The organism is Pseudomonas sp. BIGb0164 (genome assembly GCF_024810135.1).
GTDB lineage: Bacteria > Pseudomonadota > Gammaproteobacteria > Pseudomonadales > Pseudomonadaceae > Aquipseudomonas.
Window position 1 is genome coordinate 1 of record NZ_JANUEA010000015.1, and the last position, 23,209, is coordinate 23,209.

The window sequence follows — 23,209 nt, forward strand, 5'->3', positions numbered from 1 at the left end:
GGGTCAACTGTGGGAGCTGGCTTGCCTGCGATGCAAACACCTCGGTACATCAGGCACACCCAATCGATGCCATCGCAGGCAAGCCAGCTCCCACATAAAGCGTGCTATTCGCTCTTGATCTACACCACTCAAGCCGGCTGTCAGGCCGCTGTGCTTTTGCTCTTGATCTTGCTTTTGATCTTAGGCGCCCCCCAAATACCTGTCGGATTACGGGCACACCGAGCCTAGGCGAGGTGCCGAGTGTTGGGGCAAGAGCCCTTTGCTTACTTTGGGCTGGGCCGGCATTCCGGCTCTTTTCCAAAGTGAGCCGCCGTAAGGGCGGAACCCTAAGCAGCCGTTACCCCCAAAACGGATATGTACCCCGTCCGAGAAACCGCCTATCCCGACAAAAACACTAGGACTTTGTACCTGCGTAATATTTTGGCGTAAACTGCCGGCAAGCCTGTGAGGAGTTTCCATGACTGCCATAACCATTACCGACGCCGCCCACGATTACCTGGCTGACCTGCTGTCCAAGCAGAACACCCCGGGTATCGGCATCCGCGTCTTTATCACCCAGCCCGGCACCCAGTACGCCGAGACCTGCATTGCCTACTGCAAGCCGGGTGAAGAAAAGCCTGAAGACACCGCCCTGGGGCTGAAAAGCTTCACCGCGTACATCGATGCCTTCAGCGAAGCCTTCCTTGACGACGCTGTGGTCGATTACGCCACCGACCGCATGGGCGGCCAGTTGACCATCAAGGCGCCCAACGCCAAGGTGCCGAACGTCAATGCCGACAGCCCGGTCAACGAGCGCATCAACTACTACCTGCAAACCGAGATCAACCCGGGCCTGGCCAGCCACGGCGGCCAGGTCAGCCTGATCGACGTGGTTGACGACGGCATCGCCGTATTGAAGTTTGGCGGCGGCTGCCAAGGCTGCGGCCAGGCGGACGTGACCTTGCGTGAAGGCATCGAGCGCACCTTGCTCGAACGTATTCCAGAGCTCAAGGGCGTACGCGACGTGACTGACCACACGCAGAAAGAAAACGCCTACTACTGAGTAAGGCGTTCACTGCGAACAAAAAAACGGCGCCCCGTGAGCGCCGTTTTTTTATGCCTTAAATTCAATGGCTTGCACTATCTATTTAAAAAAATAGATCAACTGTGGGAGCTGGCTTGTCGGGTCGCCGCATCGCTGCGATAGCGTTATATCAGCAGACAAATGTTTTATCTGGCACACCGTCATCGCGGGCAAGCCCGGCTCCCACAGGGTTTTGCGTAGCTCTCTGGGCTTGATCAAGGGCGGTAGAGGTGGGCATGGCCTGCGCGGTACAGCGACGACTCGCTGAAGCTGTCACTGGCCAGCACTCGGCCCACCACAATCAGCGCCGTACGCCGAAAGCCCTTGGCGGCCACCTTCTGGGCAATATCCGCCAGTGTGCCGACCGCCCAATCCTGGTCCGGCCATGTCGCCCGGTGCACCACCGCAATCGGGCAGTCGGCGCCATAGTGTGGCAGCAGCTCAGCGACGATCTTGTCCAAGTGGTTGACCCCCAGGTGGATCGCCATGGTCGTGCCATGCCGCGCCAGGCTGTCGAAGCTCTCGCCGGCCGGCATGCCTGTTTTATCGGCATAGCGGGTCAGAATCACGCTCTGGGCGATGTCCGGCAGGGTCAACTCGGTTTCCAGTAACGCCGCACAGGCGGCCACTGCGGTAACGCCCGGGATGATCTGGAAAGGAATGCCCAACTCGCGCAAATGACGGATCTGCTCGCCAATCGCCCCGTAAAGGCTTGGGTCGCCGGAATGCACCCGCGCCACGTCCTGGCCTTTGGCGTGGGCTGTCTTGATCAGGTCGATGATCTGTTCCAGGTGCAATTCGGCGCTATTGACGACGGTCTCTGCCTGATGACCTTCCAGCACCGCTGCGGGCACCAGCGAGCCGGCATAGATGATCACCGGGCAGTTGCGAATCAGCCGCTGACCCTTGACGGTGATCAATTCCGGGTCGCCGGGGCCTGCGCCGATGAAGTAGACGGTCATGGGAAATTCCTGTCGAAAAACGGGCGAGCATGAAAGTGGCTCATGATCGGAAGCGGCGATTATCGGGATTTTAGCCGGCGCACGCCAACGCAAAGGTAGCCTGGGCGGCTTTTTTGCGGGTGATCAGCAGTCCGGCAGGGGCACCCGCGAGGTGTTCGGCCAGGGCCAGGGCAGCGCTTTCGGCGACGCCGTAGCAGCCGGTATGGGCAAAGGCGACCTCGGATTTGTGACTTAAACGCTCGGCATAAACCGCCAGTTGTCCTGCGTTGAAACAGTGCAACGGGAGATCCAGCGCCCGGGCCATGGCCCGTATTCCCCGTTCATCCTTTTTCAGATCGATACTGGCCAGCGCGGTAATGCTGTTGCGATCAACGCCCCCCTCCGCGAGGGCGCTGTCAAACAGATCCAGCAGGGCGTGAACGTCACAACCCCGCTGGCAGCCCAAGCCGACCGCCAGGATCATGCGGCGTAGTGATCGTCACGGTTGCGACGGAACAACCACGCGCTGATCAGGCCCAGCGCCAGCCAGAAGGCGACGTTGGTCAGGTGCGAGGCGATCTTGAACTGCGCTTCCAGCGCCTCGGGTGCCAGCATCGAGTGCACTTCCGGTTGTGGCGCGCCGATGACGTGAGGCACGGCCAGGATCGCGGCACCCAGCACTTTCAGCAGCCAGTTACGGCCAAACACCAGCAGCGCAATACCGGCGGCGGTGGAGGCGGCGGTGCCGATCCACCAGATCTGCCGTTGCGCCAGATCGGCTGCCGCAGTGCCTGGCAGCTCAGGTGGCAGGCCCATGGTCGGCGCCAGTACGAAGGTGGCGTAACCGGCCAAGCCCCACAGCAAGCCTTGCGCGGTACGGGTCGGTGCGCGCAGGGTGTAGAGACCGGCCAGCATCAAGGCGAAACCGACGGCGACCACCAGGTTGCCACCCGTGGTGGACAGCACACGCTGCCAGCCATCTTCCGGCTCCCAGGCCTCGGCGTCATGGCTGTGGGCGGCGGCGCCTTCGGCGTGTTCGTGGGCCACTTCGGTGGCGGCCGGGGCGTTTTCGAAGGTTTCCGCCTGCAGAATCAGCGGGGCGACCCAGAAGCTTTGCAGCAGGGTCAGCAGCAGGGCGGCCAGCAGGCCAGTGAACCCTGCGGTTTGCGCAATACGCTTGATCATGTCGGCAAGTCTCAGTGGCACGGGAACGCGGCGCTGTGGCGGGTATCGTGGGCTGCGTTGTGCACCGCCTCGATATGAGAGAAACCGGCGAAATACACCAGGCACGCGCCGAGGATCGACGCACCGATGGCGGCGGTCAGGCGTTGGCTGAGGGTGGTGGTGTTGCCGGTGGCGTGCGAGGTGCTGGTGATGATCGACATGGCGCGTCCCTTCAGGGTTTCAGGGTGACACGAGCGCATGAAAACCCCGCGAGCCGGGCACGCAGGGTTCGAACAGCGCCCGCCCACCGCGGGTTTGTTATCTGATTTTTTCGGGCCGGTCTCCGGGCTTGCGAGGGGGCTCTTGGGAGAGTCCTGAAAGCATCGCCTTCCCATGCAAGTGCACAGTGGTTATGACGCTTCGCTCGCTTACCGTTGCGGGGGCAGCACCGGACTTGCCATAGAGGTATGGCGTACCGGTTTCCCGTTTCACCCTTTGCAGGGCACCCGAAACAAGATGTGTAGGAGAACATGGGCGGTTGATGTGCGTCAAACACCTTGAGCGGCTGTAAATGTTTAAGGTGTTTGAAGGATAGAGTTGACCTCAAGGATGACGAGCAATCTGATGTTGATTTTTTGCGGATCAGACAAATTTTCATATTAATTTCGAATTAACTTGACTCTGCGCTTAGTGGAAGCGTAGGTGATCAAGTAGTCAAGGTTGTCATGATCAAACCTCTCGTCTTGTAATCCCCTTCCGGTGTGTGTCCAGCCCACTCCTATGTCCAGCTGGTTGAGAAGCCGGGTGCGTTTGAGGATCTCCTCGGCAACGGCTGAGGCTTTTGGAGAGAAGGTTCTCGTGGTTGGCACCTGACCGGCGGCCTCTTTTAATTCTTTGAAGTTGACGTATTCATCGCCCTGTCCGGCTGCATATTCATCGAAGTGTTTCTTCACCTCTTGTAGCAACTCTTTGTCACTGTAGAACCAGACCTGGGGCTTTTGCTCTGTTGTACTTCTCTTTGCCCGAGTTTCGAGGCTACTCGTGCTGGTGTATGCAGCGTGTTGGATCTGAATACTGTCCTGCGGGGCATCAGCTTCTTTCTCGCCTTTGTAGCTCGGTGCGTTAGGTGGCAGGTTAAAGTGGAGGGGGGAAAGTGCCGAAAGTGTCATGTTTGATCCTTTATTGCGTTGGTATGTCTGGCGCGCATTGAGCGCTTATGAGCCAAATCTGTGTGGTGCAAAAGTCCAAGCTGTTCCTAGCTGGCTATCGGGCAATTAATGCGAGTTGTAAGTTTCATTCGACTGCCGCGGTATGGCGCGAACCTCATGTGTTGGCATTGACCCGCTCTGTGGCACTGCGTAGCCTTGCACCCTCGAGGTTCTCCAGCCCAGGCCGGAGCTAAGAAGGGAACGCGGTCCAAGCCGCGGCTGCCCCCGCAACTGTAAAGGGTTCAGCTGACTGCCACGCCACTGCCGACAAGGCGGGAAGGCGCAGCCAGCGCCGGTCGCAAGACCCGCACGCCCCAAGCCAGGAGACCTGCCTCGCAACCGATTTTCTACTTCAACCGGGCGGGGTGATCCGGTGACGAAATCCGCTGCTGCGCGCCGTCGCAGGGCCTATCGTCCCGTATGCCCGCCCCAAAGGGCATCCGATGAAAACACTGGCCAAACTCCCCGTCACCATCGTTACCGGCTTCCTCGGCTCGGGCAAAACCACCTTGCTGCGCCACATGCTCGACAACGCCCAGGGCCGTCGCATCGCGGTAATCGTCAACGAATTCGGCGAATTGGGCATCGACGGTGAAATCCTCAAGCAGTGCTCCATCGGTTGCACCGAAGAAGAAGCCAACGGCCGCGTCTACGAATTGGCCAACGGCTGCCTGTGCTGCACCGTGCAGGAAGAGTTCTTCCCGGTGATGCGCGAACTGGTGGCCCGTCGTGGTGACCTCGACCACATTCTCATCGAAACCTCAGGCCTGGCCCTGCCAAAACCCTTGGTACAAGCCTTCCAGTGGCCGGAAATCCGCAGCGCCTGCACCGTCGACGCGGTAATCACCGTGGTCGACAGCCCGGCCGTCGCCGCGGGCACCTTCGCCGCCTTCCCGGACCAGGTCGACGCCCAGCGTAAACTGGACCCGAACCTGGATCACGAGTCGCCGTTGCACGAGCTGTTCGCCGACCAACTGGCCAGCGCCGACCTGGTGATCCTCAACAAAACCGACCTGATCAACCCGGAAGACCTGGCCCGCGTGCGCCTGGAAGTCGCCGAAGAGCTGCCGCCTGCGGTGAAGATCATCGAAGCCAGCAGCGGTCGCCTGCCGCTGGACGTGCTGATCGGCTTGGGTGCCGGCTCTGAAGAGCACATCGACGGTCGCCACAGCCATCACGATCATCACCACGAAGGTGAAGACGACGATCACGACCACGACGCTTTCGATTCCATTTCCATCGACCTGCCGCAAGCCGACGAAGCCCTGCTGCTCGACGCCCTGACCCAACTGGTGGTGCAACACGGCATCCTGCGCGTCAAAGGTTTCGCGGCCATCCCCAACAAGCCGATGCGCCTGCTGATCCAGGGTGTGGGCACACGTTTCGACAAGCACTTCGACCGTGCCTGGGGCGCTGACGAAGCGCGCATCACGCGCCTGGTGCTGATCGGTCAGGACCTCGATGCCGCCGGCCTCGAAGCGCAGTTGCGCGCTGCACTCAGCGTCTGACCCATGCACCTGCTCAGGACCCAGCCCGGTGGTTTCGTCTCGGACGACAATATTGCCGACCTTGGCCAAACCCCCGCTGACCTGGTGATCCTGTGCAGCGGTGATTCCAGCCTGGCATTGCTGGCCGAAGCGGCCCAGCAATTGCCCGACGATTACCCCAGCTTCCGGCTGGCCAACCCGATGCAGGTGCAGAACCATGCGTCGGTCGACCTGTACGTCGATGAAGTGCTGCGCCACGCCAAGGTCATCCTGATTTCGCTGCACGGCGGCATCGGTTATTGGCGGTACGGCATCGAGCGGCTGGTGGAGCTGGCCGAACGCGGCGTGCAGCTGATCCTGGTGCCGGGGGACGATCGCCCGGACCCGGAACTCAGCAGCCTGAGTACGGTAAACGCCGAAAGCCGCGACCGCCTGTGGCACTTTTTGCGCCAGGGCGGCCTGGGCAACGCGCTGGATTTCTATCGCTGCCTGGCCAGCGCTTACCTGGGCCGCGACTACACCTGGGCCGAGCCGCAAACCCTGCCGCGCACGGCGATTTATCACCCGCATAAAGCCAACCCGCGCCTGAACGACTGGCAGACGGATTGGAACCCCGAGTGGCCGGTGGCGGCGGTGCTGTTCTACCGCTCCCATTTGCAGGCGGCCAATACGGGTTTTATCGATGTGTTTTGCCAACGCTTACAGGCAGCGGGCCTTAACCCGCTGCCGATTGCGCTGGCCAGTTTGAAAGAGCCCGGCTGCCTGACGGTGGTCGAGGACCTGCTGGATGAAGTGGGTGCGGCGGTGATTTTGAACACCACCGGCTTTGCCCAATCCAGCCCCGAAGCGCCGCATTTGCGACCGTTTCGCCGCAATATCCCGGTGATCCAGGCGATTTGCGCCCAAGACAACGAGCCCGGCTGGCAGGCCAGCGAACAAGGCCTGGGCCCGCGCGACCTGGCGATGCACATTGCCTTGCCGGAGCTGGACGGGCGCATCATCAGCCGGCCGATCAGTTTCAAGGACCTGGCCTGGCGCAGCGAGCGCAGCCAGTCGGACGTGGTCTGTTACCGCGCCGCGCCTGAACGCATGGACTTTGTCGCTGAACTGGCGCGGCGTTGGGTCGAGCTGGCGCGGGTGCCGAATGCTGACAAGCGCATCGCGCTGATCCTCGCCAACTACCCGACCCGCGACGGCCGTATCGGCAACGGCGTGGGCCTGGATACGCCGGCTGCCGCGCTGAATATCCTGCGTGCGCTGCAAGCCGAAGGCTATCCGCTGCCGAGCGAGCTGCCTGAAAGCGGCACTGCGCTGATCCACGATTTGCTTGGCGGCGTGACCAACGACCTCGACAGCCTCGACCTGCGCCCCTGCCATCAAAGCCTGAGCCTGGATGACTACGAGGCGATGTTCAGTCGCCTGCCTGAATCCAACCGCCAAGCTGTTTTGGCACGCTGGGGTGCACCGCACAGCGATCCGATGTTCCGCGACGGCCGCATGATGATCGCCGGCCTGCGCCTGGGCCTGACGTTTGTCGGCATCCAGCCGGCGCGTGGCTATCAAGTGGACGCCAGCGCCGTCTATCACGACCCGGACCTGGTACCGCCTCACGCCTACCTGGCGTTTTACTTCTGGCTGCGCCACACCTACGGCGCCCACGGCGTGATCCACGTGGGCAAGCACGGCAACCTCGAATGGCTGCCCGGTAAGGGCGTGGGCCTGTCGGAAAACTGCTGGCCCGATGCATTGCTGGGGCCGTTGCCGAATATCTACCCGTTTATCGTCAACGACCCGGGCGAGGGCGCCCAGGCCAAGCGGCGTACCCAGGCGGTGATCATCGACCACTTGATGCCACCGCTGACCCGCGCCGAAACCTACGGGCCGCTGCGCAACCTTGAACTGCTGGCGGACGAATACTACGAAGCGCAGTTGCTCGACCCGCGCCGCGCTCTGGAATTGCAGAAAGACATCCTCAAGCTGGTGCGCGAAACCCGCATCGACCAGGAGCTTGAGCTGGACAGCGAGGCGGACGCCGCCGTTTGGCTGCCGCGCCTGGACACTTACCTGTGTGACTTGAAGGAGTCGCAGATCCGCGACGGCCTGCATATTTTCGGCGAGTCGCCCGAAGGTCGCCTGCGTATCGACACCTTGCTGGCCTTGCTGCGTATCCCGCGTGGCGATGGGCGCGGCCCGCAATCGAGCCTCTTGCGGGTGCTGGCCAAGGCATTCGAGCTGGGCTTTGACCCGTTGGACTGCGCCTTGGCCGAGCCCTGGACCGGGCGCCGTCCGCTTGTATTGCAGAAAATCGACCCACAGTTGTGGCGCACCGCAGGCGACACCCGCGAGCGTTTGGAACTGTACGCCGCGCGGTTGATCGAGCAGGCGCTGGAAGGGCCGCTGGAACAGCTGGAAGAACCCGGTTGGGAAGACGTGAAGGCGGTGATCGAGAGCCTGCGCATCGTCGTCGCGCCGCGCCTGGATGCCTGCGGCCCGGCCGAAATGCGCGGCTTGCTCGATGCGTTAGCCGGCCGCTTTGTACCCGCAGGGCCGAGCGGCGCCCCCAGCCGTGGACGCCTGGACGTGCTGCCCACCGGTCGCAACTTCTTCACCGTCGATGTGCGTAACTTGCCCACCACGACCGCCTGGCGCATCGGTTTCCAGTCCGCCAACCTGATTCTTGAGCGCCACTTGCAAGACCACGGTGACCACCTGCGTCAGCTGGGCCTGTCGGTGTGGGGCACGGCCACCATGCGCACCGGCGGTGATGACATTGCCCAAGCCATGGCGCTGATGGGCGTGCGCCCGGTGTGGGCCACGGGCAGCCAGCGGGTGGATGACTTCGAGATCCTGCCGATCAGCCTGCTGGACCGTCCGCGTGTCGATGTGACGTTGCGAGTGTCAGGCTTCTTTCGCGATGCGTTTGCCAATTTGATTCGCCTGTTTGACGCGGCGGTGCAGGCGGTAGCGGCGTTGGATGAGCCGGACGATATGAACCCGCTGGCGGCCAAGGTGCGCAGCGAGCGTGAGGCGTTGCGTGTGTCCGGCCTGGACGAAGAAACCGCCGCCAAGCAGGCCGGGTGGCGCATTTTTGGGGCCAAGCCCGGTGCCTATGGGGCCGGCGTGCAGGGCGCGGTCGACGGTCGCCTGTGGCAAACCCGTGAAGACCTGGCCGAGGTCTACCTTAATTGGGGCGGTTACGCCTATGGCGGTGCCGACGAAGGCACGGCCGCCCGTGAACAATTCGCTCAGCGCCTGAGCCAGGTGCAGGCGGTGTTGCAGAACCAGGACAACCGCGAGCATGACCTGCTCGACTCCAACGACTACTACCAATTCCAGGGCGGCATGCTCGCCGCCGTGGAAACCCTGAGCGGCGACAAGGCCGCCAGCTATCATGGCGACCACAGCCAACCTGATTTGCCGAAGATCCGCACCTTGAAGGAAGAGCTGAACCGGGTGATCCGTTCCCGCGCTGCCAACCCCAAGTGGATCGAAGGTGTGAAGCGCCATGGCTACAAAGGTGCGTTCGAAATGGCCGCCACCGTGGACAATCTGTTCGCGTTCGACGCCACCACCGCGCTGATCGACGATCATCAATACGCGTTGCTTGCCGACGCCTACCTGCTGGACCCTGACACCCGGGCCTTTGTGCAACAGCACAACCCCGATGCCCTGCGCGATATGGCCGAGCGCATGCTCGAAGCCCAGCAGCGCGGCCTGTGGCAAGAGCCCGGGGCTTACAAGGCGGCGTTGGAAAACCTGTTGCTGGATATAGAAGAAGACAGCTGATGACTGATACTCCGCATTTTCCGCTGTCCGCCGTGGTCGGCGCCGACGACTTGAAACTGGCCCTGTGCCTGACCGCCATCGACCCCAAGATTGGCGGCGTGCTGATCGAAGGCCCGCGCGGGATGGCCAAGTCCACCTTGGCGCGTGGGTTGGCAGACCTGCTGGCCAGCGGGCAGTTTGTGACCTTGCCGCTGGGCGCTACCGAAGAACGCTTGGTCGGCACGCTGGACCTGGACGCAGCCCTCGGCGAAGGCCGTGCGCAGTTTTCCCCCGGCGTGCTGGCCAAGGCCGACGGTGGTGTGTTGTACGTCGATGAAGTCAACCTGCTGCCCGACCACCTGGTGGACCTGCTGCTCGACGTGGCCGCCAGCGGCACCAACCTGATTGAACGCGACGGTATCTCGCACCGCCATTCGGCGCGGTTTGTGCTGATCGGCACCATGAACCCGGAGGAGGGCGAGTTACGCCCGCAATTGCTCGACCGCTTCGGCTTCAATGTAGCGCTGAGCGGGCAGACCTTGCCGGCCGAGCGGGGGCAGATCATCCGCCGCCGCCTGGATTTCGACAGTGATCCCGTGGCGTTCCTTGCACACTGGGCCGCAGAACAGGCCGCACTGCGTGAGCGTTGCACCCAGGCGCGGGCGCGGCTCGACAGCATTGCGCTGGATGATGCGGCGCTGGCACAGATCACCGAGCGCTGTTTTGCGGCCGGTGTCGATGGCCTGCGTGCGGACCTGGTGTGGTTGCGCGGCGCCAGGGCCCATGCGGCATGGCGCGGTGCGGGTGTCATCGCTGAAGAGGATATTGAAGCGGTCGCCGAGTTTGCCCTGCGTCATCGCCGCCAGGTGCAGACCCCACCGGCGAGTCCGCCGAGCGAAGGGCCGTCGCCCAAGCCATCCGACACCTCGCCGAGCCAAGGCCAGGGCCAATGGGGTGACATGCCCGCGCCGGCCCTGCCCACAGGCGCACGCCGTGAAGTCCCCACCTGGCCAAAAAAGCCCTAGGCATTCGCCCTCGACCTGACGTGGGGGCGGATGCCCGGCCCAAGGCAGGGCGAGTGGAGAGAGGCAGGCACGGCAAGGCACGCAGCGCCAGGCAGGGCGCGATCAACTGGCCCGGCACGTTGCTGGGCGGCCGCCCGCAATCGCGAGAGGATTTGCTGTTCCACCTGCGCAGTCGTGCTGCCCATGAGCTGTGGCTGGTGATTGTCGATGCGTCTGCGTCTACCCGGCGCCACCGAGCACTGACCGATGCCAAGGGCTTGTTGGCCCAACTGTTTGATGACGCCTATCGCCAGCGGGCGCGCATGGCATTGCTGACAGCCAGCGGGCAGGCGCCGAAGTGGCAGGTTCAGGGGTTGAAGGCGGCGAAGGGCTTGGTGGGTTGGCTGGAGCAATTAGGCGCGGGCGGTGGTACACCGTTGCTGGCAGCGCTGACCGAGGCGGGGCATTGGTTGGCGGTGCGGCGCAAGCGGTATCCGACGGAGCAGCAACGGTTGCTAGTGATAACGGATGGGCGCCTCAAGGATGTTGCCGAGTTGCCTCACTTGGAGTGCCCAGGACTGCTGGTGGATATCGAGCGCGGCCCGATTCGCCTAGGCCGGGCTGAGGCGTTGGCAGCCGGCTTGCAGCTGGATTATCGGCATATCGACAAGTTGTAGTGCCTGAACTACCGCCATCGCAGGCAAGCCAGCTCCCACATTTTGAACGCGCCGCCTATCACATGTGGGAGCTGGCTTGCCTGCGATGAGTCCCTTGAATGCACCGCAAAGCAATCAGCCAGCCCCCGGCACATTCGGCCAAAGATCTGCCACCAGGAACAGCCGTTCGGCCTCTTCCCAATCCTCACCCACCTGAACCATCCGCACCAGCAACTGCGCCGGTGCCATCGGGTCCAGTTCTGCCAACCAGCCGTGCATCCGTTCTTCACTCCAGACGTCGTCCGCCGGGTAATGCGCCGGCGCCAGCCACGCATGGCGGGGCAGGGGTTGCCAGCGGCCGGGCGCGCTGGCGCTGGCAAATGCGCGCCAATTGCGCTGATGCAGCCAGCGTCCGCGCAGGTGCTGTGGGTGCGCGCCATTCGGTGATTCCGCCAACCCAGGCCAGGGGTAAAGCAAATAGCCACCCAACCACAAATGCGCATCGAACTGCTGGATATCCAGCGCCGCCAACGCTTCACGGCTTTCAGGGCGTGCAGATATCGGCAGTTGGTGCTGGGCCAGGTGGGCCAGCTTGCGGTCCAGTCGATCATGGCAACCGGGGCCCAGCCACAGGGCCGCGTCCCTGCCGTTGCCGTCTTGTGGGCCCAGGTAGAGCTTGATCGCCAGTTCCAGGTGATGCACGCCATCGCGATCACGAATCAGCATGTCCAACTCGCCCAGGGTGTGCCCGGCGCGACGGATCGGCAGGTTGGCAGCGATCAGTTCCACCCCCGGCGCATGCTGCACCGCAAATTGCCACAGCCGCTCGTAATAAAGGCCCAGGCGCCGGGTGCGTGCCTGGCTCAGCCACTGCTGCAACGCGCTGCTGTCTTGATCAAGTGTGCGTAACCAGTGTTCGAGAAGATGGGGCGCCTGCACCCAGTCGCTGCCGGCCAGCGGGTGGCGTTGCGGCCACGGCGTGTGCGTGAGCATCGGCGGGGCGAGCATCACCCACGCCAGGTCGCGCACCTCCGGGTGGCGCAGTTGGCGGGGCAGGTTGTGCAGATCGGGGAACACAGTCATGGTCCGAGCATAGCCTTTTACGTGCGGTGCAGGTGGCTGAGAACCGTTGTCATCAAGGCCTGACGGCGACAAAGGGTTTTGCCTGACGCGGCCTTTCGCCCATAATCGTTCTTTTTTGCCACACCCCAAATCCCGCAGGAGCCCCATGGAGCAATTTCGCAATATCGGCATTATCGGTCGCCTGGGCAGTACCCAGGTGTTGGACACCGTCCGCCGGCTGAAAAAATTCCTGCTGGAACGCCACCTGCATGTGATCCTCGAAGACACCATCGCCGAGATTCTTCCCGGCCACGGCCTGCAGACCTCGTCGCGCAAGATGCTCGGCGAAGTGTGTGACATGGTGATTGTGGTCGGCGGCGACGGCAGCCTGCTCGGCGCCGCCCGCGCCCTGGCACGACATAACGTGCCGGTGCTGGGGATCAACCGGGGCAGCCTGGGGTTTCTGACCGATATCCGCCCGGATGAGCTGGAAGTCGAAGTGGCCAAGGTGCTCGACGGCCATTACCTGGTGGAAAACCGCTTCCTGCTGCAAGCCGAAGTGCGTCGCCACGGCGAAGCCATCGGCCAGGGCGATGCGCTGAACGACGTGGTGCTGCACCCGGGCAAATCCACGCGCATGATCGAGTTCGAGCTGTATATCGACGGCCAGTTCGTGTGCAGCCAAAAGGCCGACGGCCTGATCGTCGCCACGCCTACCGGTTCCACGGCGTATGCGCTGTCGGCGGGTGGCCCGATCATGCATCCCAAGCTCGATGCCATTGTGATCGTGCCGATGTACCCCCATATGTTGTCCAGCCGGCCGATTGTGGTCGACGGCAACAGCGAGCTGAAAATCGTGGTGTCCAAAGACATGCAGATCTACCCGCAGGTGTCCTGCGACGGGCAGAACCATTTCACCTGTGCCCCCGGTGACACCATCACCGTGAGTAAAAAGGCGCAGAAGTTGCGGTTGATCCACCCGCTGGATCACAACTACTACGAAGTGTGCCGCACCAAGCTGGGCTGGGGCAGCCGCTTGGGGGGTGGAGGCGACTGATGCTCGATCCCGCGCGTAGCTACGACCTGATTGGTGACGTGCACGGTTGCGCTCATACCCTTGAGCACTTGCTCGACCAGTTGGGCTACCACAAGATCGGCGGTGTCTGGCGGCACCCGTCGCGCATGGCGGTGTTTCTCGGCGATATCATCGACCGTGGCCCGCGTATCCGCGAGGCGCTGCATATCGTCCATGACATGGTCGAGGCCGGCCAGGCGCTGTGCATCATGGGCAACCATGAATTCAATGCCCTGGGCTGGACCACGCCTGCGCCGCCGGGCAGTGGCAAGCAGTTCGTGCGCGAGCACAACCCACGGCATGCGCGTTTGATCCACGAAACCCTGACCCAGTTCGAGCAGCACCCGGGCGACTGGCATGACTTCCTCGGCTGGTTCTACGACATGCCGTTGTTTGTCGATGCCGGGCGTTTCCGTGTGGTGCACGCGTGCTGGGACGACGGTTTTATCCAGCCTTTGCGCGCCACCTTCCCGGACGGCTGCATCGACCAGCATTTCCTGCAAGCCGCCGCCGTGCCGGGCAGTTTTGCCTGCAATGCGTTCGACCGCCTGCTGCGCGGCACCGACATGCGCCTGCCGGATGGCCTGACGCTGACCGGTGGCGATGGCCTGACGCGCTCGTTCTTCCGCACCAAATTCTGGGAAGACGACCCGAAGACCTACGGCGACATTGTGTTCCAACCCGACGCGCTGCCCGAACCGGTGGCCCGTACGCCGTTGTCGTCCACACAAAAGAATTCCCTGCTGCGCTACGGCGTGGACGAACCGTTGTTGTTCGTCGGCCACTACTGGCGCAGCGGCAAGCCGGCACCGATCCGCGAGAACCTGGCCTGCCTGGACTACAGCGCCGTGCTGTACGGCAAGCTGGTGGCGTATCGCCTGGACCAGGAAACCCAATTGGATCCGCGTAAATTTGTATGGGTCGACGTCGAGCGTCCCGAGGTTATCTCATGAGTACCGTGGCTGTATTGCGCTTGCCCCTGAGCGTCGACCTGGGCGGTTTCGTCAAGCTGCTGCAACGCATGCAGGTGCCCCATCGCGTCAGCGAAGAAGCGGGGGAGCAGGTGCTGTGGGTACCGGAAACCATCAGCGATGACGTGCGCGTGCTGTATCAGCGTTTTCCTGCCGGCGATCCGGACCAGCAACTGGATATTCCCGAACAGTTCCAGGCGCCGCAGACCCGCCCCAGTTTCGCCCAGCAACTGCGCATGAGCCCCGTGACCGCGCTGGTGCTGTTGGCGAGCATCATCGTGGGCGCGGTGACGTTGCTCGGTGAAAACCTGCAGACCATGGGTTGGCTGACCTTCCTGCCGTTCCGCGTGCTGGGCGAGTACATCCAGTTCACACCGCTGGCCGACAGCCTGGCGTCGGGGCAGTGGTGGCGGCTGGTCACGCCGATGCTGATTCACTTCGGCATCCTGCACCTGGCCATGAACGGCATGTGGTACTGGGAACTGGGCCGGCGCATCGAAGTGCGCCAGGGCAGCATCAACCTGCTCGGCCTGACCCTGCTGTTCAGCCTGGTCTCAAACTACGCGCAATACGCCTACGGCGGCCCGAGCCTGTTTGGCGGGTTGTCCGGCGTGTTGTATGGCCTGCTCGGGCATTGCTGGATTTTCCAGTTGTTATCGCCTAACCCGGCTTATCGCCTGCCCCGTGGCGTGCTGGCGATGATGCTGATCTGGCTGGTGCTCTGTATGTCGGGGCTGATCTCGATGATCGGTTTCGGCGAAATCGCCAACGCGGCGCATGTGAGTGGATTGCTCATCGGTTGCCTGACGGGTTTGCTGGGTGGGTTGTACAACCGCCGCAAAGCCTCACTTTGATAAGGAAGAGCCTTATGTCCTCTTTTGCTGAAATGATCGAAAACATCACCCCGGATATCTACGAGAGCCTCAAACTGGCCGTGGAAATCGGCAAATGGTCCGATGGCCGCAAGCTCACTGCCGAGCAGCGCGAATTGTCCCTGCAGGCGGTGATCGCCTGGGAAATCCAGAACCTGCCGGAAGACCAGCGCACCGGCTACATGGGCCCGCAGGAATGCGCGTCCAAGTCGGCGCCGGTGCCGAACATCCTGTTCAAGTCGGATGCGATCCATTGATTGAAATAGGTCGCGGTGCAGTCAGCAAGATGTCGGCGCAACTCGGTGAGCCGACCGTTCAATACGCCTTTCGCCTCGGGGAAACCGAGGTGCCGGTCAACCCCATGATCGGCACCCACGTGCGCCTGGAATACCTCGGTGCCATCCATTGCAGCCATTGCGGCCGCAAGACCAAGACCAGTTTCAGCCAGGGTTATTGCTACCCGTGCATGACCAAGCTGGCCCAGTGTGACCTGTGCATCATGAGCCCCGAGCGTTGCCATTACGACGCCGGCACGTGCCGTGAGCCAAGCTGGGGCGAGACGTTCTGCATGACCGACCACGTGGTCTACCTGGCGAATTCCTCGGGGATCAAGGTCGGCATCACCCGCGCCACCCAGTTGCCGACCCGTTGGCTGGACCAGGGCGCGAGCCAGGCATTGCCGATCATGCGCGTGGCCACCCGCCAACAGTCCGGCTTCGTCGAAGACCTGTTCCGCAGCCAGGTGGCCGACAAGACCAACTGGCGCGCGCTGCTCAAGGGCGATGCGCAGTCTGTCGACCTCAAGCAGGTGCGCGATGAGCTGTTCGCCTCGTGCGCCGAAGGCCTGCTGGGGTTGCAGGAGCGCTTTGGCCTGCAGGCGATCCAGCCGGTGACCGACCTGGAGCCGATCGAAATTCGCTACCCGGTGGAGCAGTACCCGGCCAAAATCGTCAGCTTCAACCTGGACAAGAACCCGATTGCCGAAGGCACGCTGCTGGGGATCAAGGGCCAGTACCTGATCTTCGACACTGGCGTTATCAATATTCGTAAGTACACGGCCTACCAGCTCGCCGTGCATCAGTAGAAGGATGCTATCCATGCGCACCGAACAACCGAAGATGATCTACCTGAAGGACTATCAGGCGCCGGACTACCTGATCGACGAGACGCACCTGACCTTCGAGTTGTTCGAGGACCACAGCCTGGTCCACGCGCAGCTGGTGATGCGCCGCAACCCGGCGCGTGGCGCGGGCCTGCCGCCGCTGGTGCTGGATGGCCAGCAGCTGGAGCTGTTGAGCGTGAACCTGGCCGACCAGGAACTGACGGCCGCTGACTACCAGTTGACCGACAGCCACCTGACAGTGCACCCGCAGAGTGAGACCTTTACCCTGGACACCACGGTAAAGATCCACCCGGAAACCAACACGGCGCTGGAAGGCTTGTACAAATCCAGCGGCATGTTCTGCACCCAGTGCGAAGCCGAGGGTTTCCGCAAGATCACCTATTACCTCGACCGCCCGGACGTGATGAGCACCTTCACCACCACGGTGATTGCTGAACAGCACAGCTACCCGGTGCTGCTGAGCAACGGCAACCCGATCGCCAGCGGCCCGGGCGAAGACGGCCGTCACTGGGCGACCTGGGAAGACCCGTTCAAGAAACCGGCGTACCTGTTTGCGCTGGTGGCCGGTGACCTGTGGTGCGTCGAAGACAGCTTCACCACCATGACCAACCGCACCGTGGCGCTGCGCATTTACGTCGAGCCGGAAAACATCGACAAGTGCCAGCACGCCATGACCAGCCTGAAGAAATCCATGCGCTGGGACGAAGAAACCTACGGCCGCGAGTACGACCTCGACATCTTCATGATCGTGGCGGTGAACGACTTCAACATGGGCGCGATGGAGAACAAGGGCCTCAACATCTTCAACTCCAGCGCCGTGCTGGCCCGCGCCGAAACCGCCACCGACGCTGCGCACCAGCGCGTCGAGGCGATCGTCGCCCACGAATACTTCCACAACTGGTCGGGCAACCGCGTGACCTGCCGCGACTGGTTCCAGCTGTCGCTCAAGGAAGGGTTCACCGTGTTCCGTGATTCGGGCTTCTCTGCCGACATGAACTCGGCCACGGTCAAGCGTATCCAGGACGTGGCGTACCTGCGTACCCACCAGTTCGCCGAAGACGCCGGCCCGATGGCCCACGCGGTGCGCCCGGACAGCTTTATCGAGATCTCCAACTTCTACACCCTCACCGTGTATGAAAAGGGTTCGGAAGTGGTCGGCATGATCCACACCTTGCTCGGCGCAGAAGGCTTCCGCAAAGGCAGCGACCTGTACTTCGAACGTCACGATGGCCAGGCGGTGACCTGCGACGATTTCATCAGGGCCATGGAAGACGCCAACGGCGCCGACCTGAGCCAGTTCAAGCGCTGGTACAGCCAGGCGGGTACGCCACGTTTGGCAGTGAGCGAGTCCTATGACGCTGTGGCCAAGACCTACAGCCTGACCTTCCGCCAGAGCTGCCCGGAAACGCCGGACAAAGTTGAAAAGCTGCCGTTCGTGATCCCGGTCGAGCTGGGCTTGCTGGACGGGCAGGGCGCCGCTATCGCCTTGCGCCTGGCCGGTGAAGCGACGGCAGGTGGTACGTCCCGCGTGATCTCCGTAACCGAGGCCGAGCAGACCTTCACTTTCCTCGACATCGCCGAACAGCCGTTGCCATCGCTGCTGCGCGGTTTCTCGGCGCCGGTGAAACTGAGCTTCCCGTACAACCGCGACCAACTGATGTTCCTGATGCAGCACGACAGCGATGGCTTCAACCGCTGGGATGCGGGCCAGCAACTGTCGGTGCAAGTGTTGCAGGAGCTGATCGGCCAGCATCAGGCCGGCCAGCCGCTGAAGCTGGATCAGCGACTGATCGACGCGCTGCGCACGGTGCTCAGTGATGAGTCGCTGGACCAGGCGATGGTTGCCGAGATGCTCTCGCTGCCGAGCGAAGCCTACCTCACCGAAATCAGCGAAGTGGCGGATGTAGAGGCCATTCACACGGCCCGCGAGTTCGCCCGCAAGCAATTGGCCGATCAGTTGTTCGAAGGCTTGTGGCTGCGTTACCAGGCCAATCGCGAGCTGTCGAAGACGACCCCGTACGTGGCCGCTGCCGAGCACTTTGCCCGTCGCGCCTTGCAGAACATCGCGTTGTCTTACCTGATGCTCAGTGGCAAGCCTGAAGTGTTGGCGGCCACCTTGGATCAGTTCGACACCAGCGACAACATGACCGAGCGCCTGACGGCACTGGCGGTGCTGGTGAATTCGCCGTTCGAGGCGGAAAAAGCCCAGGCCCTGGCGGTGTTTGCCGAGAACTTCAAGGATAACCCTCTGGTCATGGACCAGTGGTTCAGCGTGCAGGCCGGCAGTGTGTTGCCGGGCGGGCTGGCGCGGGTCAAGGCGCTGATGGAGCACCCTGCGTTCAACATCAAGAACCCGAACAAGGTGCGGGCACTGGTGGGCGCATTCGCCGCTCAGAACCTAATCAACTTCCATGCGGCCGATGGCTCGGGGTATCGCTTCCTGGCAGACCTGGTGATCCAGCTGAACGGGTTCAACCCGCAGATCGCCTCGCGCCAACTGGCGCCGTTGACCCGCTGGCGCAAATACGACGGTGCGCGCCAGGCCTTGATGAAGGCCGAACTGGAGCGCATTCGTGGCTCGGGTGAGCTGTCCAGCGATGTGTTTGAGGTGGTCAGCAAAAGCCTTGCCTAAGCATTCCGTGTAATGAAAAACGGCCCGTTCGGGCCGTTTTTTTTGTCTCAAATAACCGGTGGCCGTGGGGTGTCCAGCAGATTATCGACCGGGAACCGTTCGGCGATGATGCCGTGGGGCACGCCCAATGGAATCGCGCTGGCGGTATCCAGGCGCGTCACCTGTTCAGCAGATAACACCACATTCAGGGCGCCGAGGGTGGCGTCCAGCTGGGCGCGGGTGCGTGAGCCGAGGATCGGGATCAGCGCGGTGGTGGAGCGTCGGGCTTTCTCGCGCAGCCAGGCGATGGCGACGTGGGTCGGCGTGGCGTCCAGTTCGGCGGCCACTGCCAGCAGGGTGTCGAGCACTGCCGTTTCGCGGGCACTTTTCTCGGCGTGGATCAGCATGCCCAGCTTGTTGGCGCGGTTATCGCCTTGGCTTTCACGGTACTTGCCGGTGAGAAAACCGCCACCCAACGGCGACCACAGCGTGGCGGCCAGGCCCAGGGCTTCGGCCATCGGCAGCAATTCGCGGTCGGCGGTGCGTTCGGCCAGGCTGTATTCCACCTGGATGCCGATGATGGGTGAAAAGTTGCGCACTTCCGCCAACAGGTCGGCACGGGCAATGCGCCAGGCGGGGAAGTTGGACAGGCCGGCGTAGTGGATCTTGCCTGCACGCACCAGGTCGTCGAAGCCGCGCAGGATCTCTTCCATGGGTGTGACGTTGTCGCTCATGTGCGCCCAGAGCAGGTCGATGTGGTCGGTGTTCAGACGCTTGAGGCTTTCTTCCACGGCCCGCACCATGTTCTTGCGGTTGTTGCCGATCTTGATCGTGTCGGCATCGGCTGGTTGGGTGCGCAGGGTGTATTTGGTGGCGACCACCAGGTTGTCACGCTCGGAGGCAATGAACTCGCCCAGCAATTCTTCCGCCTGGCCGAACTGGTAGCCGTTGGCGGTATCGAGGAAGTTGCCGCCGGCCTCAAGGTAGCCATCGAACATCTGCTTGGCTTCGTCTCGCTCGGCGCCATGCCCCCAGCCCGTACCAAAATTCCCCGTGCCCAATGCCAGTTCCGAGACCTGCAGGCCGCTGCGGCGGCCAAAGACTTTATTGCGCATACACACTCCTTGACGCTCAGGTGTTGTTTAAATGTTTGGTGACATTTAAATAATATGATCGCGGTAATTTATTTGGTCAAGGGGCTTTTTTACTGCTGACATTTTCTGACAGGGCGCTCTGTTAAGCTGCGGCACGTTTTTCTTCTCGGCGGGATCACCGTGTCACGTACCACAAGATTGCTGACGTTGCTCCAGGCCCTGCGCGGCAAGAAACGCCCGGTGACGGCCGCCGTGTTGGCCGAACAATTGGAAGTGTCCGAACGCACGCTGTACCGCGATATTGCCGAGTTGACCGCTCTGGGCGCGCCGATCTTCGGTGAGGCCGGGGTAGGGTATGTGTTGCGCAGTGGGCTGTTCCTGCCGCCATTGATGCTGAATGCCGAGGAAACCGAAGCCATCGTGCTCGGCTTGCGCTACGTGGACCAGCGCGGCGACGACGTGCTGAGCCGTGCCGCCGCCAACGCCCTGGCAAAGATCGCCGACGTGCTCGACCCTTCCGCTCAGGAAGCCCTGCGCAACCCGACGTTGTTGCCCGGCCCGCCGGGTTTTGGCTACCCGGAAAACCGGGTGCCGCTCAACGTGTTCCGCGAGGCCATTCGCAACCAGTCCAAGCTGCATATCGACTACGCCGACGCCAGCCAATCCCAGAGCCAGCGCCTGGTGTGGCCGTTGGCCTTGGGTTTTCTCAATGAGGTGCGCGTGATTGTGGCCTGGTGTGAATTGCGCGGGGCCTATCGCACCTTTCGCACCGACCGCGTGGCCGCTGCGGAAACTACCGGTGAACGCTACCCGGGGCGGCGCAGCGACCTGTTGCGGGGCTGGCGCAAGCTGATGGAGCAGCAGCACGACGGCCCGTTTACTCCTGACAAAAACTGACACAACCCTGGCTTAGCATGGCGCCATAAATCATCAAAAAGGAGCTGTGTCATGTCTCTTCCTGAATTGGCCCCGGCCATCCTGGCCTACATTGCGGCGACCAATACGCGCGACACTTCAGCTGTTGCCCAGTGTTTTGCCGACGATGCCAACGTGTTCGACGAGGGCGAGCATCAGGTGGGTACGGCCGCCATTGCACGCTGGATGGAAGACACGGGGCGCCGTTACCAGCCACGGGTCGAAGTGCTCAATGTGCAGCACCGCACGGGCAAGGTGCTGGTCAGCAACGTGGTGTCCGGCAACTTCCCCGGCAGCCCGCTGGAGCTTCGCTATACGTTTCGCCTGAACGAGCAGGGCAAGATTTCGCGCCTGGACATCTCGCTGTAAGCCATACTGGCGCCCATGACTTTCGACTCCCCGCTCGCCGCTTACCAACACGCCATCGCCCAGCAGGGTTTTGTTGCCGACGACGCCCAGCGCCGGGCGGTGCAGGCCCTGCAAGCCTGTCACGAGGCTTTGCACCAAGGGCGCTCACCGATCACCGGGGTTTACCTGTGGGGGCCGGTGGGTCGGGGCAAGACCTGGCTGATGGACCAGTTCTACCAAAGCCTGCGGGTGCCCGCGCGGCGCCAGCACTTTCACCACTTCATGGGCTGGGTGCACCAGCGTTCGTTCCAGCTCACGGGCATATCGGACCCGCTGCAGGCGCTGGCCCGCGAACTGAGCCGGGAAGTGCGGGTGTTGTGTTTCGATGAGCTGTTCGTCAACGACATCGGCGACGCAATCATCCTCGGTCGCTTGTTCCAAGTGATGTTCGACGAGGGCGTGGTGATGGTCTGCACGTCCAACCAGCCACCCGACCAGTTGTACGCCGATGGCTTCAACCGCGAACGCTTCTTGCCGGGGATCGCGGCCATCAAGCAACACATGCAGGTGGTGGCGGTGGATGGGGGTGAGGATCACCGTCTGCATCCGGGGGAGGGTGTGCAGCGTTATTGGGTGAACGAGCCAGGCGCCCTCGCCAGGGTATTCCAGCAATTGACCCCAGGGCAGGCGGTGCGCAGCGGGCCGGTCACCGTCGGCTATCGCACGATTGTGGCCGTGCAGGCCAGCGAGACGGTGCTGTGGTGCCGCTACGCCGACCTGTGCGAGCAGCCTTTTGCCGCCATGGATTTCATGCTGCTGTGTGACCGCTTCCAGGCGATCCTGTTGGGGGAGGTGCCCAACCTTAGCGCGCAGAAGCGTCCGGGGCGGATTGCCCGTGGCACCGAAGACGGTGCTCAGCGGGTGGTGGCGGGCGACCGTGAGTTGCCGGAGTTGTCGGTGCACGACGACAGTGTGCGGCGTTTCATTGCGCTGGTGGATGAATGCTACGACCGCAAGGTGCCGTTGTTCATCGAAGCCAGGGTTGCCCTTGAAGCGCTCTATACCGAAGGTTATCTGGAGTTTGCCTTCCGGCGCACCTTGAGCCGTCTGCAAGAGATGCAGCTGCAGCGCTTTGGGATGTCGGAAAAATCCGCTTGAAACACCGTGCGTGCTTTTTGGGTGCGCCCAGTTTTTGCACTTTCTGGCACGTATTTCTGGTAAATCGTCTTCATCTACTGCCGACGCCACGCTTACAATCGTGCCCCTAAAAGGGAATCGACTCCCAGGTTGTCGTTATCGAGGAAGGCCATGGACACCCCAGACGTTCTGGTGCTGCAAGCCAGCTACACCAACCCTGTGCACGCCGAGGCCATCGGTCGAGTGCTCGATCACTATGCGCAAGACCCGATGGGCGGTGGCCATGCCTTGCCGGCCGACCTCTTGCAGCAACTGCCCACCGAACTGGCCAAGCGTCCCCATGCATTCAGCGTGCTGGCGTTCGTCGGTGGTGAGCCGGCGGGGTTGGTCAATTGCTTCGAGGGGTTTTCCACGTTTGCCTGTCGCCCACTGGTCAACGTCCACGATGTGGTGGTGATGAATCAGTTTCGAGGCCTGGGGCTGAGCCAGAAGATGCTGCAGAAGGTCGAGGAAATCGCCCGCCAACGCGGTTGCTGCAAGATCACCCTGGAAGTGCTTGAGGGTAATGAAGTGGCGCAGGCAGCTTATCGAAAGTTTGGTTTTGATGACTCAAAGTTTGATCCTGCTTATGGCCGCATGTTGTTCTGGAATAAACCGCTTTAATAAATAAAGTTCAAAAAAAAGGCGCCACACAGTGGCGCCAAGTAGACCTT

General features: G+C 62.3%; 22 protein-coding genes and 2 riboswitches. Of the genes, 15 read left to right on the forward strand and 7 right to left on the reverse strand.

Annotated features, from left to right (window positions below; genetic code table 11):
- Positions 1-457: 457 nt before the first annotated feature.
- Positions 458-1,042 carry a Fe-S biogenesis protein NfuA gene (nfuA, locus tag M2394_RS29825; protein ID WP_003190728.1) on the forward strand — a complete coding sequence of 195 codons (585 nt, stop codon included), beginning with the start codon at positions 458-460 and terminating at the stop codon, positions 1,040-1,042.
- 236 nt (positions 1,043-1,278) lie between these two features.
- Here nfuA and cobM read toward each other — a convergent pair whose 3' ends face one another.
- The 5 genes from cobM to M2394_RS29850 all read right to left on the reverse strand — a co-directional run bounded on the left by cobM (position 1,279) and on the right by M2394_RS29850 (position 4,337).
- Positions 1,279-2,025, reverse strand: a complete 747-nt coding sequence (gene cobM / locus M2394_RS29830; protein WP_259175744.1) for a precorrin-4 C(11)-methyltransferase — start codon at positions 2,023-2,025, stop codon at positions 1,279-1,281.
- Between the two features lie 70 nt (positions 2,026-2,095).
- Positions 2,096-2,488, reverse strand: a complete 393-nt coding sequence (locus M2394_RS29835) for a cobalamin biosynthesis protein (RefSeq protein WP_259175746.1) — start codon at positions 2,486-2,488, stop codon at positions 2,096-2,098.
- Positions 2,485-3,189 carry a CbtA family protein gene (locus M2394_RS29840; RefSeq protein WP_178919586.1) on the reverse strand — a complete coding sequence of 235 codons (705 nt, stop codon included), beginning with the start codon at positions 3,187-3,189 and terminating at the stop codon, positions 2,485-2,487. The genes M2394_RS29835 and M2394_RS29840 overlap by 4 nt, the downstream gene beginning before the upstream one ends.
- Before the next feature lie 11 nt (positions 3,190-3,200).
- Positions 3,201-3,389 carry a CbtB-domain containing protein gene (locus M2394_RS29845; protein WP_259175747.1) on the reverse strand — a complete coding sequence of 63 codons (189 nt, stop codon included), beginning with the start codon at positions 3,387-3,389 and terminating at the stop codon, positions 3,201-3,203.
- 95 nt (positions 3,390-3,484) lie between these two features.
- Positions 3,485-3,693, reverse strand: a riboswitch (cobalamin riboswitch).
- A gap of 134 nt (positions 3,694-3,827) precedes the next feature.
- Entirely contained in the window at positions 3,828-4,337 is a 510-nt protein-coding gene (locus tag M2394_RS29850) for a hypothetical protein (RefSeq protein ID WP_259175750.1), read from the reverse strand.
- A 189-nt stretch (positions 4,338-4,526) separates the two neighbouring features.
- A riboswitch (cobalamin riboswitch) is annotated at positions 4,527-4,727 on the forward strand.
- A 92-nt stretch (positions 4,728-4,819) separates the two neighbouring features.
- Between M2394_RS29850 and cobW the strand changes: the two genes are divergently transcribed.
- The 4 genes from cobW to M2394_RS29870 are packed head-to-tail and all read left to right on the forward strand — an operon-like array spanning position 4,820 to position 11,309.
- Positions 4,820-5,884 carry a cobalamin biosynthesis protein CobW gene (cobW, locus tag M2394_RS29855; RefSeq protein WP_178919588.1) on the forward strand — a complete coding sequence of 355 codons (1,065 nt, stop codon included), beginning with the start codon at positions 4,820-4,822 and terminating at the stop codon, positions 5,882-5,884.
- 3 nt (positions 5,885-5,887) lie between these two features.
- Entirely contained in the window at positions 5,888-9,649 is a 3,762-nt protein-coding gene (gene cobN / locus M2394_RS29860; RefSeq protein ID WP_259175753.1) for a cobaltochelatase subunit CobN, read from the forward strand.
- Positions 9,649-10,653: an ATP-binding protein gene (locus tag M2394_RS29865; protein WP_259175755.1), complete on the forward strand. Its 1,005-nt coding sequence runs from the start codon at positions 9,649-9,651 to the stop codon at positions 10,651-10,653. The genes cobN and M2394_RS29865 overlap by 1 nt, the downstream gene beginning before the upstream one ends.
- A gap of 53 nt (positions 10,654-10,706) precedes the next feature.
- Positions 10,707-11,309, forward strand: coding sequence for a VWA domain-containing protein (locus M2394_RS29870; protein ID WP_259175757.1), 603 nt, complete (start codon positions 10,707-10,709; stop codon positions 11,307-11,309).
- 114 nt (positions 11,310-11,423) lie between these two features.
- Here the strand turns inward: M2394_RS29870 and M2394_RS29875 are convergent, their stop codons facing one another.
- Positions 11,424-12,371: a DUF1853 family protein gene (locus M2394_RS29875; protein ID WP_259175758.1), complete on the reverse strand. Its 948-nt coding sequence runs from the start codon at positions 12,369-12,371 to the stop codon at positions 11,424-11,426.
- A 145-nt stretch (positions 12,372-12,516) separates the two neighbouring features.
- Here M2394_RS29875 and M2394_RS29880 point away from each other — a divergent pair, with 145 nt between their 5' ends.
- Genes M2394_RS29880 through pepN form a run of 6 tightly spaced genes read left to right on the forward strand, consistent with a single transcriptional unit; the run spans position 12,517 to position 19,023 of the window.
- Positions 12,517-13,407, forward strand: coding sequence for an NAD(+) kinase (locus M2394_RS29880; RefSeq protein WP_003217892.1), 891 nt, complete (start codon positions 12,517-12,519; stop codon positions 13,405-13,407).
- Positions 13,404-14,378 (forward strand): metallophosphoesterase, encoded by a 975-nt coding sequence (locus M2394_RS29885; protein ID WP_371319376.1) that lies wholly within the window; start codon positions 13,404-13,406, stop codon positions 14,376-14,378. Before M2394_RS29880 ends, M2394_RS29885 begins: the two co-directional genes overlap by 4 nt.
- Positions 14,375-15,250, forward strand: coding sequence for a rhomboid family intramembrane serine protease (locus M2394_RS29890; protein ID WP_178919593.1), 876 nt, complete (start codon positions 14,375-14,377; stop codon positions 15,248-15,250). The genes M2394_RS29885 and M2394_RS29890 overlap by 4 nt, the downstream gene beginning before the upstream one ends.
- A 14-nt stretch (positions 15,251-15,264) precedes the next feature.
- Positions 15,265-15,525, forward strand: coding sequence for a YeaC family protein (locus M2394_RS29895; protein ID WP_016972751.1), 261 nt, complete (start codon positions 15,265-15,267; stop codon positions 15,523-15,525).
- The gene (locus tag M2394_RS29900; RefSeq protein ID WP_178919594.1) at positions 15,522-16,352 is read left to right on the forward strand and encodes a DUF2797 domain-containing protein; all 831 of its coding nucleotides are present in this window, start codon (positions 15,522-15,524) and stop codon (positions 16,350-16,352) included. Before M2394_RS29895 ends, M2394_RS29900 begins: the two co-directional genes overlap by 4 nt.
- 13 nt (positions 16,353-16,365) lie before the next feature.
- Positions 16,366-19,023 (forward strand): aminopeptidase N, encoded by a 2,658-nt coding sequence (gene pepN, locus M2394_RS29905; RefSeq protein ID WP_259175770.1) that lies wholly within the window; start codon positions 16,366-16,368, stop codon positions 19,021-19,023.
- 47 nt (positions 19,024-19,070) lie between these two features.
- Here the strand turns inward: pepN and M2394_RS29910 are convergent, their stop codons facing one another.
- Entirely contained in the window at positions 19,071-20,117 is a 1,047-nt protein-coding gene (locus M2394_RS29910; RefSeq protein ID WP_259175772.1) for an aldo/keto reductase, read from the reverse strand.
- A 159-nt stretch (positions 20,118-20,276) separates the two neighbouring features.
- On the opposite strand from M2394_RS29910, the gene M2394_RS29915 reads away from it, so the two are divergent.
- The 4 genes from M2394_RS29915 (at position 20,277) to M2394_RS29930 (ending at position 23,159) form a co-directional block, all read left to right on the forward strand.
- Complete coding sequence (locus tag M2394_RS29915) at positions 20,277-20,993, forward strand: YafY family protein (protein ID WP_259175774.1); 717 nt, start codon at positions 20,277-20,279, stop codon at positions 20,991-20,993.
- Positions 20,994-21,044: 51 nt separating this feature from the next.
- Positions 21,045-21,380, forward strand: a complete 336-nt coding sequence (locus M2394_RS29920) for a nuclear transport factor 2 family protein (RefSeq protein ID WP_178919598.1) — start codon at positions 21,045-21,047, stop codon at positions 21,378-21,380.
- 15 nt (positions 21,381-21,395) lie between these two features.
- Complete coding sequence (gene zapE / locus M2394_RS29925) at positions 21,396-22,517, forward strand: cell division protein ZapE (protein ID WP_259175777.1); 1,122 nt, start codon at positions 21,396-21,398, stop codon at positions 22,515-22,517.
- Positions 22,518-22,667: 150 nt separating this feature from the next.
- Entirely contained in the window at positions 22,668-23,159 is a 492-nt protein-coding gene (locus M2394_RS29930) for a GNAT family N-acetyltransferase (RefSeq protein ID WP_178919600.1), read from the forward strand.
- Positions 23,160-23,209: the final 50 nt, after the last annotated feature.

Coding starts and splice junctions, on each gene's coding strand:
- nfuA (WP_003190728.1), top strand. CDS start 458: ATGACTGCCATAACCATTACCGACGCCGCCCACGATTACCTGGCTGAC.
- cobM (WP_259175744.1), bottom strand. CDS start 2,025: ATGACCGTCTACTTCATCGGCGCAGGCCCCGGCGACCCGGAATTGATC.
- M2394_RS29835 (WP_259175746.1), bottom strand. CDS start 2,488: ATGATCCTGGCGGTCGGCTTGGGCTGCCAGCGGGGTTGTGACGTTCAC.
- M2394_RS29840 (WP_178919586.1), bottom strand. CDS start 3,189: ATGATCAAGCGTATTGCGCAAACCGCAGGGTTCACTGGCCTGCTGGCC.
- M2394_RS29845 (WP_259175747.1), bottom strand. CDS start 3,389: ATGTCGATCATCACCAGCACCTCGCACGCCACCGGCAACACCACCACC.
- M2394_RS29850 (WP_259175750.1), bottom strand. CDS start 4,337: ATGACACTTTCGGCACTTTCCCCCCTCCACTTTAACCTGCCACCTAAC.
- cobW (WP_178919588.1), top strand. CDS start 4,820: ATGAAAACACTGGCCAAACTCCCCGTCACCATCGTTACCGGCTTCCTC.
- cobN (WP_259175753.1), top strand. CDS start 5,888: ATGCACCTGCTCAGGACCCAGCCCGGTGGTTTCGTCTCGGACGACAAT.
- M2394_RS29865 (WP_259175755.1), top strand. CDS start 9,649: ATGACTGATACTCCGCATTTTCCGCTGTCCGCCGTGGTCGGCGCCGAC.
- M2394_RS29875 (WP_259175758.1), bottom strand. CDS start 12,371: ATGACTGTGTTCCCCGATCTGCACAACCTGCCCCGCCAACTGCGCCAC.
- M2394_RS29880 (WP_003217892.1), top strand. CDS start 12,517: ATGGAGCAATTTCGCAATATCGGCATTATCGGTCGCCTGGGCAGTACC.
- M2394_RS29890 (WP_178919593.1), top strand. CDS start 14,375: ATGAGTACCGTGGCTGTATTGCGCTTGCCCCTGAGCGTCGACCTGGGC.
- M2394_RS29895 (WP_016972751.1), top strand. CDS start 15,265: ATGTCCTCTTTTGCTGAAATGATCGAAAACATCACCCCGGATATCTAC.
- pepN (WP_259175770.1), top strand. CDS start 16,366: ATGCGCACCGAACAACCGAAGATGATCTACCTGAAGGACTATCAGGCG.
- M2394_RS29910 (WP_259175772.1), bottom strand. CDS start 20,117: ATGCGCAATAAAGTCTTTGGCCGCCGCAGCGGCCTGCAGGTCTCGGAA.
- M2394_RS29920 (WP_178919598.1), top strand. CDS start 21,045: ATGTCTCTTCCTGAATTGGCCCCGGCCATCCTGGCCTACATTGCGGCG.
- zapE (WP_259175777.1), top strand. CDS start 21,396: ATGACTTTCGACTCCCCGCTCGCCGCTTACCAACACGCCATCGCCCAG.
- M2394_RS29930 (WP_178919600.1), top strand. CDS start 22,668: ATGGACACCCCAGACGTTCTGGTGCTGCAAGCCAGCTACACCAACCCT.